This is a genomic window from Streptomyces sp. NPDC033216 (assembly GCF_055577115.1).
The window spans coordinates 172,872-181,312 of sequence record NZ_JBVIQK010000015.1 but is presented as its reverse complement, the minus strand read 5'-3'; the positions used below and the strand labels follow the sequence as shown (position 1 = coordinate 181,312).

At 70.7% G+C, this 8,441-nt stretch carries 7 protein-coding genes and 1 pseudogene; 5 read left to right on the top strand and 3 right to left on the bottom strand.

Translation table 11 applies throughout. The features are described 5' to 3' along the window. Positions 1-404 precede the first annotated feature (404 nt). The gene (locus tag ACZ5Y0_RS25540; protein WP_469131009.1) at positions 405-1,049 is read left to right on the top strand and encodes a DsbA family oxidoreductase; all 645 of its coding nucleotides are present in this window, start codon (positions 405-407) and stop codon (positions 1,047-1,049) included. 528 nt (positions 1,050-1,577) lie between these two features. Here the strand turns inward: ACZ5Y0_RS25540 and ACZ5Y0_RS25535 are convergent. After that, on the bottom strand, positions 1,578-2,423 hold the full coding sequence (locus tag ACZ5Y0_RS25535) for an alpha/beta fold hydrolase (RefSeq protein ID WP_469130999.1): 846 nt from the start codon (positions 2,421-2,423) through the stop codon (positions 1,578-1,580). Between the two features lie 226 nt (positions 2,424-2,649). Between ACZ5Y0_RS25535 and ACZ5Y0_RS25530 the strand changes: the two genes are divergently transcribed. Together ACZ5Y0_RS25530 and ACZ5Y0_RS25525 are read left to right on the top strand one after the other, a co-directional pair. Next, positions 2,650-3,141 carry a MarR family winged helix-turn-helix transcriptional regulator gene (locus ACZ5Y0_RS25530; RefSeq protein WP_469130998.1) on the top strand — a complete coding sequence of 164 codons (492 nt, stop codon included), beginning with the start codon at positions 2,650-2,652 and terminating at the stop codon, positions 3,139-3,141. A 658-nt stretch (positions 3,142-3,799) separates the two neighbouring features. After that, on the top strand, positions 3,800-4,381 hold the full coding sequence (locus tag ACZ5Y0_RS25525; protein WP_469130997.1) for a hypothetical protein: 582 nt from the start codon (positions 3,800-3,802) through the stop codon (positions 4,379-4,381). Between the two features lie 884 nt (positions 4,382-5,265). On the opposite strand, the gene ACZ5Y0_RS25520 is transcribed toward ACZ5Y0_RS25525, so the two are convergent. Beyond that, positions 5,266-5,721 (bottom strand): MarR family winged helix-turn-helix transcriptional regulator, encoded by a 456-nt coding sequence (locus ACZ5Y0_RS25520; RefSeq protein WP_469130996.1) that lies wholly within the window; start codon positions 5,719-5,721, stop codon positions 5,266-5,268. Between the two features lie 467 nt (positions 5,722-6,188). Then, positions 6,189-6,335, bottom strand: a pseudogene (locus ACZ5Y0_RS25515) (WHG domain-containing protein); the annotation flags it as partial. A 592-nt stretch (positions 6,336-6,927) separates the two neighbouring features. On the opposite strand from ACZ5Y0_RS25515, the gene ACZ5Y0_RS25510 reads away from it, so the two are divergent. Continuing rightward, entirely contained in the window at positions 6,928-7,650 is a 723-nt protein-coding gene (locus ACZ5Y0_RS25510) for a molybdopterin-dependent oxidoreductase (RefSeq protein WP_469130995.1), read from the top strand. Next, the gene (locus tag ACZ5Y0_RS25505; RefSeq protein ID WP_469130994.1) at positions 7,598-8,287 is read left to right on the top strand and encodes a cytochrome b/b6 domain-containing protein; all 690 of its coding nucleotides are present in this window, start codon (positions 7,598-7,600) and stop codon (positions 8,285-8,287) included. Before ACZ5Y0_RS25510 ends, ACZ5Y0_RS25505 begins: the two co-directional genes overlap by 53 nt. Positions 8,288-8,441 lie beyond the last annotated feature (154 nt).

Below are 8,441 nucleotides of genomic sequence, written 5' to 3'. Positions count from 1 at the left end.
GAACCTTTTTCCTTCTTTTGGAAGGGACGGGGAGAGGCGGGGGGGAAAAGGGGGGGGGGGGGGGGGGGGGGGGGGGGGGGGGGGGGGGTGGGTGCCTTTCTCCCCCCCCCCCCCCCCCCCCCCCCCCCGACCCCGCTCGGTGCGATCCGGTCGGACCGAGCGCGGGACGTCCCTCGGCATCTGCCCCCCTCGACGTCATCGGTCCCACGGATTCGCGTCCCGCCTCGGATGATCATCCTCCATCAAGCGGATTCGCCGCGCATGGCCTCTGAACTGCCGCTTTGGTAAAAGACGGTCGGTCGTCTATTCTTCAGGAGGTGCCAGTTGACACTGGGATCGACGGGGTCGGCAGCTCCGACGTTCGGGGCGAGTCCGCCGGTATCGCGAATGGAGATTTCAAGATGATGCGAGTCGAGATGTGGACGGACGTCGCCTGCCCGTGGTGCTACGTCGGCAGAGCGCACTTCGCCGAGGGACTTGCCGCCTTCGCGCACCGTGATCAGGTGGAGGTGGTGCACCGTTCCTTCGAGCTGAACCCCCAGGCCGAGAACGGTACGGTCCCGATCATCGACGCGGTCGCGGCGCAGTACGGACGCACCCGTGAACAGCAGGTCGCCAGGGAGGAACAGGCCAAGGCCATGGCGAATGCCGTGGGACTGGAGTTCCGCGTCGGCGGACGCGTCTTCGGAAACACCTTCGACGTGCACCGTCTCGCCCACTTCGCCAAGACCCGCGGCCGTCAGAGCGAACTGCTGGACCAGGCTTTCCATGTCAACTTCGCGGACGAGTCCTCGATCTACGACGAGGAGACCCTGGTCCGTCTCGCCGTAGCGGCTGGTCTGGAGGAGGCCGAGGTGCGGGAGGTGCTCGGGAATCCGGACGCCTTCGCCGAGGAAGTGCGGTCCGACGAGCGACTCGCGGCCGAGCTGGGCGCGAGCGGTGTGCCGTTCTTCGTACTGGAGCGACGCTACGGCGTGAGCGGTGTCCAGTCGCCCGAGGCGTTCACCCGGGCCCTGGAGCAGGCGTGGGCGGATCGCCCCGCCGCGTAGTGTTCCGATGAGGTTGCCGACGGGCCGGTCTTCGCCCGCACGACCCCCGCCCACCGTGGGCAGCCCAGCGGGCCGTCCACGGTGGGCGACCGTTTCCCGGCCGGTCCGTCCAGGGTCTGTCACGGTCCGGCCGGTGGAGGGGAGCGGCGGACTCCGGCGGAGAGGCGGCGGCGACAGGCTCGATGGACGGCCGGTCGGTTGTCGGAGCGGGCGAGAAGGCCGGAAACGAGTGAGGCCTGTTTGCGGTGCGTGCGGACACCGGGACGGATCACGTCGCCGCGCTCGTGGAGGGGCCCCGACGAGGCGCGCAGGCCGGGGTCCGGGCGTGCGTCCGCCCGCTCCGCTCGCGAACCCCTCCTGTCCGACCGCCGGATCGTCTCCGTCGACAGCCGGGCCGCTCGCACATCCTGATCGCGACCCGCGGGGGTGATCGCTGCCCACCGGAGGAAACCTCCGGTGGGCTCGTTCCGTCCGCAGGGGCGCGGGGTGCGCCGGACGGAAGCCGACGGTCGGCCTGGACAGCCGGGGTCAGTGGCCGGCGGTGGAGCGCGCGGCCTGCTCGATCAGGCGCGTCACCGCGCCCGGCCGGGAGACCGAGACGGCGTGGGAGGCCTTGATCTCCGTGGTGTGGGAGTGGGCGCGCTGGGCCATGAAGCGCTGGGCGGCGGCCGGGATGTTGAGGTCCTGGGTGGTGACGAGGTTCCAGGAGGGGATGGTCTTCCAGGCGGCCTGCGTTGCCTTCTCCTCCAGGGCGGAAGCGGCCACGGGGCGCTGCGTGGCGGCCATCAGGTCACTGACTCGCGTGGGGACGTCGGCGGCGAACTGGTGGTGGAACTTGTCGGTCTTGATGTAGAGGTCGGTCCCGGTGCCGCCTGCGGGCAGCGGGAAGGGCACGGGGTTCAGGACCGATCCGAGCGTGCTGCCGGGGAACTTGCTGGACAGCCCCAGTGCGGTCTCGCCCTTCTCGGGGGCGAAGGCGGCGATGTAGACCAGTGCCCTGACGTTCGGGTTGCCCGTAGCGGCTTCGCTGATCACGGCGCCGCCGTAGGAGTGGCCCGCGAGCACGACGGGTCCCTCGACGCTCTTGAGGAAGCTTTTGAGGTAGTCCGCGTCGCTGGTCAGGCCGCGCAGCGGGTTGGCCGGGGCGACCACCGGATAGCCGTCGTGGCGCAGGCGCTCGATCACGCCGTTCCAGCTGGAGGAGTCGGCGAAGGCGCCGTGCACCAAAACCACCGTGGGCTTGTCCGCCGGGTCGTGGCCGGCCGTGGCGTCCGCCGGGGCCACGGCGGCGAGGGAGAGGGCAGCCACTCCGGCCAGGGCCCCGGCGATGGCGACGCGCTTGCGAGTGGGGCGGAAGGCGGTCGAGACGTTCATGGCAGGTCTCCTTGCGGCGAGGGGCGGGGCTGGGACAGCCACTGGGCGATGTCTTCCGCCCGGTGGGGATGACGAGAAACCTAGCCTCCTTTTATCTGGTGCGCAAGTCTCTTGCGCACCAGATAAAAGGAGGCGAGTGTATAGTGTTTCTGAAACGGTGGAGCAATGTCCGAATTGCCACAGTCACACCAGGCGGCATGGCGACCTGGGGAGCGAGGAGCCGACGATGAGTGACCACAGCAGCGCGACCGAGCCGCGCGACCCCGTTCCGCTTCTGGACGATCACCTGTGCTTCACGCTGTACGCGGCCTCGCGTGCGATCACCAGTGCCTACCGGCCCCTGCTCGAGCCGCTCGGCCTCACCTATCCGCAGTACTTGGTGCTGGTCGTCCTCGGAGAGCACCGCACGTTGACCGTCAAGGAATTGGTGGCCCTCCTGCAACTGGACTACGGGACCGTCACCCCGCTGATCAAGCGCCTTGAGGCGAACGGCCTGCTCAAGCGGCAGCGCCAGGCGGACGATGAGCGGGTGGTTCACGTCGCGCTCACCACGGAGGGCCTCGCGGTGCACAGGCACCTCTCCCGCGTCCCGCCCGCCATCGGGGACGCGGTGGGGCTGACGCTCGACGAGATCGTCACCCTCCAGGACCTCGCGCGCCGCCTGACGGTCAACGTGAACCGTCACAACGCCGGCACTCCGGCGCGCGGGACGGCCTGACCGCCGTACCGCAGGCGCTGGCTCTCCCTGCCCCCGCGTCCGACGGCCGCCGCGGCGGTGCGGGGAGCCCGCACGAGCGCCGCCGGCCTCGGCGTGCGCCGGCCCTTGCGCGCGTACCCGGTCCGGCGGCCTGCCGCGAACGGACCGTCGCTCGACTCGGCCGGGCGGGCGGGCGGCGCAGGGGACCCCGGCTCCGAGGTGTCGACGCGGAGTCACCTCGGTTGCGAAGAAGCCCTGCTCGGATCAGCCTCGACCAGCTCAGTGACGGATCACAGATCTGCGTCCTCAGCGACGCGGGCCACATCGTGTTGGCGACCTGTCGCGGCAGGTCCGGCACCGACGACCCGAGCACGTACATCCCTGTCGACCTCACGATCTGGCGAAACGCACAAGAGCCCCAGAAGGGCCAGGAGGAAGGCAGGACCACGGCGATTCGTCTTGCCGGGTGGCCGTTCCTGCCTCGTTGCTGGCGGACGAACCCGCCGCACGACTGGACTTGACGTCGCCGGGACAGATCAGGCCTGCCGCGGCGTCCCCCTCCGCGGTCCCCGCCATCCATCCGGGTCAATCGTGATGGCGGCGGGGCCAGGCTCCGGCGAGGGTGGGGTGGTGTCGACGTTCCGGTCGGCACCTGTCCCCTGTTCCAAGGAGCACTGTCATGTCCGATCGCAACACCCTCATCCGCAGCATGCACGATGTGGGTCTGGCAGCCTGGTTCGGCGGCTCACTCATGGGCGCAGTCGGTCTCAACGGGGCAGCGAAGGAGGAAAGCGACACGGCCCGGGCCGGGGCACGGATCGCCTCGTCGGGGTGGGCGAAGTGGACGCCGGTCAACGCCGTGGCCATCGGCGCGCACCTGTTCGGCGGCGGCGGACTGCTCGCGGTGAACGCTCACCGGGTCGCCGCCCAGAAGGGTGTGGGGGCCTCCACCGTGGCCAAGACCGTCGTCACCGCCGCAGCCCTGGCGGTTACCGCCTACGCGCGTGTCCTGGGCAAGAAGGTCGAGCTGGCTTCCTCCTCCGACCCGCAGGACGCCGAAAAGGCCGCCCAGCACCCCATCGATCTCGACAAGGCCCAGCGGCAGCTGGCCTCCGCGCAGTGGGCGGTGCCGGCCCTGACCGGATGCCTGGTGGTGCTCAACGCCCTGCACGGTGAACAGCAGCGTCCTGAGGAGCAGCTGCCCGGCATGTGGGAGCGGGCTCGCGCCGCCGCTACCCCCTTCATGCAGCAGCACTCCTGAGGGACCCGCTGGTGGCGGGCGCGGACCGGTGGAGCAACCCGGCAACCCGGGATAGAGCCCCGAGTGCGCCGGGCGTCGCCGGAGCCCGGTCCGGGGCAGGAGTCCGTGGTGCATGCGGTGGACACGGACCGGGACCGCGGGTACGTCGGCAGCTGCGCGGCCCCGCCCACCACCGGGACGCCGGCCCCATCTCGCTGCCGCGCCTCGGGCGCGGCACCACCGGCCGGCGTCGACGGGGCCCGTCCCGTTTCGGCTCACCCGGACCGTCCGGCCGCAGATCGGACGGGGGCACGGGAGTGGCCCGCACCGCCCTCGGCAGCCTCCACGTCACACCGGGTCCCTTCCGCCGAGCGCTTCCCTGCTGTCGTTCTGCCGTCACGTCCCGCTGAGGGGTGAAGGGGCGGGGGAGTACTGCGTCCGTGCGCGTTCACCGTCACACGCAGTGCGCGCGTGGGGAGCACGAGGCCGTCGGCGAGGTCGTCGAGGGGCCGGTCGTCGTGCGCTGCGGCGGGGCCATGCCGTGAAGGAGTCCGTGATGTCGGTGCGGGCTCTCCGCTTCCGCCCCGCGTGCTCATCGGGGCGGGGTGCCGGTGCCGCGGCGTTCTCCGGTCCCGCCGTGGCGGTCGGCGGGGCCGGGGAACGCCGACAGGCGCCCGGACGGGCCACGACCGCCCGCCTCCCCGCTCCCGCAACACGGGCCAGGGTCGTCGACGGCGAGACGGGCAGCGACCAGACCCTGGCCGGCGCGACGCAGAGGAGCGGTCGCGTCACCTCACGATCGGGGCAGAGGGTGCACAGCTCCCGGAACGATGCGCGGCCGCGTCATGGCCCGCTACCTTGAGCCGCCCCGTGGCCGGCGGCCGCGGCGTTCACGGGCCAGGCGCCTACTCGGCCCAGGGTTCGAATCCGGTGTGGAGGACGGCGTCGAGGGACGCACGCAGCTGGGCCGCCTCAGCGGCGCCGAAGCTCTCCTCGAACCGTGCCTGCACCTCTTTCCACAGGGGCAGCGCCTCCTTCAGTCGGGAGACGCCCTCCGGGGTGATGGTGGCGATCCGCGCCCGACGGTCGGTCACCGAGGTCTCGACCGTGACCAGCCCTTCCCGTGCGAGTGGCTTCAGGTTCGATGCCATCGTCGTACGATCCATGGCGATCATGTCCGCAAGATGCGTGATCGTCACTTCTTCGCCCTGGGAGTGCAGCTTCTGAAGAATGCTGAACTGGGTCGACCGCAGGCCGACGGGGGCGAGGGCCTTGTCGTAGGTCGCGCCGAGATAGCGGGCGGCTTTGCGCAGAGCCAGGTTGTTGCACGCGTCACCGCGGTTGGTCGGCGTAGGGGTCATGGGTTCCTCCAGAGCATCTTCCCTCATGATAGGAGCACCCGCTCGTAAATCCGGCGTGCGACGACTTCCGCTGGTTCCGCCGTAGCGCCCCGACCGTCGGCGTGGGCGGCGCGGTCGTCCTGCCGGTGACGGTCGTCGAGGTCCGGGCGGCCGGTGAGGCCACCCGGACGACACCGGGCGGCGGCGGGTCTTCACCGCAGGGACGGCGGAAACGCCAAGCGGGGGGAGTACTTGCCGCGGAAACGGGATACAGGCGTCACGCCGGGCTGAGAGGCGTCGGCCGGCACGTGGGGGCGCGCACCGGATCGTGAGCCACGAGCACCTCAGCTTTCGGGGCGGGTGCCCGTCGAGGGTGCGAGGCCCGGCGATCCGCGCCGCGCCGGGTGGGTGCGGGGACGGAGCGGAGCGATGCCGCAGGCACGCAGCCGGGGCCCGAGGGCCCGGCCGCGTACACCGCGACGTTGGCGTCAGACCATGGCGAGCCGGTCCACCAGCAGTTCCGTCCTCCGCTCGGTGTCCTCCGGCGGCAGTCGTCCGGCCCGGGTCAGGGTCGCCAGCCCGTGCAGGGCCGCCCAGAACACCTCGGTGAACAGCGCCGGGTGGCGCGCAGAGCCTGGCGTCGTGGCCGGAGGGACGTCCCCCTTCGGGTCTTCGCTCTTCCGGTCGGCGGCCTGGTCCCGTTCGCCTGCCGCCTGGAGTCCTGCGAGATCGCGTCACCGGTGTGTCAGGTGATGACTGTACGGCACCGGGTGTGTCCGTACGGCGCCTGCTGGGGGCGACGAGCGGCATGTGGCGGCGAGTCGGCAGTTCTGACGCCTGCGGGCGGCCCGTGCCGACGACGCGCGACGGCACCGCGACCGCGCTGTCGCCGCGGAAGTCACTGGGAACATGCTTGGTGGGCCGCCATCGGTCGGACCAGGCGCGCGAACCGGCAATGACCGCGGGGACTCCGACAGTCCGTCACTGTCTTGACTGGTGACGATGCGGTGTGGCAGCATGCGAGCACTGTTTCGGGTGGCCAATCGCTGCCCAGCCGGCCAGAAGTCGGCTACGAGTGGACGTCCGACTGCCGTCGACCGGCCGGGCAGGCGGTCGGCTCAGGTACTGCCCGACAACCCCGATCTCACGAACTCATCGCGCACACGCACGGCCGACACCGGCCCCGTGCTGCGCCACGATCGTCGCGAAGGCGAAGGAATGGTGGTCATGACAGGACAATCAAAACGTCCGGTCGAAGGAGCACCGGTAGGGCGCCGGGCCATGCTGGGCATGCTCGCCGCGGGTGCCGCCGGACTCGCCGGCGCTCCCCACCTTCAGAACGGTTGGGAGCGGTTCCTCGCGTCCTCCTCCCAGGCCGACCCGACCGGCCTCACCGGTCTCCTGCCCAACCCGGGCGGGTTCCGGTATTTCAGCGTGGTCACCTCGGTGCCGCACAAGGATGCGACGAACTACGAACTGCGCATCGACGGGCTCGTGGACAGGCCGACGACCTACACACTCGCGGACCTGCGTGCGATGCCCCAGACGCGGGTCGTCGCGGACGCGGTGTGCACCGACGGGTGGCGCGTCGACGACACGCCCTTCAGCGGTGTGAAGCTGTCACATCTCCTGGACGCCGCCGGGGTGCGCTCGCGGGGCACGGCCGTCCACTTCACCTGCTTCGACGGCGCGTACACCGAGAGCCTCACCCTCGAACAGGCACGCCGGTCGGACGTGCTGGTCGCTCTGGACATGCAGGACAAGCCCATCACGCACGCTCACGGAGGTCCGGTCCGGCTCTTCGTCGCGCCGATGTACTTCTACAAGTCGGCCAAGTGGCTGTCGGGCATCACGGTCACCCGCAAGGTGATACCCGGTTACTGGGAGGAGCGCGGATATGACGTCGACGGTTGGCTCGAAGGGGCCGACAGGGACAACGCCGCGGCCTGATCCCCCCGGCAGGGTTCGGCGCTTCAGTCGTGCCGAACGAATGGTGCACCGTACGACAGGCTGGTTGATGCTGATATGCCTGGTGACGGCCGCCTGTCTCTACATCGGGCCGATCGCCCAACTGGTCGGGCAGCGATATCTGATGGCCACCCTCCACAAGTGGTCGGGCATCCTTCTCCCCGCCCCCCTGCTGATCGGCCTCTTCTCGGCGGCGCTGCGCTCGGACCTGCGCCGGCTCAACCGCTTCGCCGAGTACGACAGGCAGTGGCTGCGCGCGGTCCGCCGCCGACTGACGTCCCCCGGTGCGCGGCCGGCCGGCAAGTTCAACGCGGGGCAGAAGATCTACGCAGGGTGGATCGCCGGCGCCGTACTGGTCATGATGTTCACCGGACTGCTCATGTGGTTCATGGGGCTCCTGCCCTTCATCTCCCGCGCCAGCGCCATCTTCATCCACGATGTCGTCGCGTGGGCGATCGCCTTCGTCGTCATCGCGCACATGCGCAAGGCGCGCGCGCACCCTGAGGCACTGCAAGGAATGCGCACCGGCTACGTCGACCGCGCCTGGGCGGCCCGCCACCACTCCCGGTGGCTCTCCGACGAGCAGGACGAGGACCAGCCCGACAGGGCCGGGAAATGACACGGCGGGAGGCCGCCCCACCGCAGCCCGTGGGGCGGCCTCCCGCCGTGTCAGGAGCCGAAGGCGGTCTTGACTGCGAGCCGAACCCGAGCATCCGGGCCGCTCGGCGCGCTACCCGCAGGGCTGCACCTCAGCCCCACTCATGATCTGGATC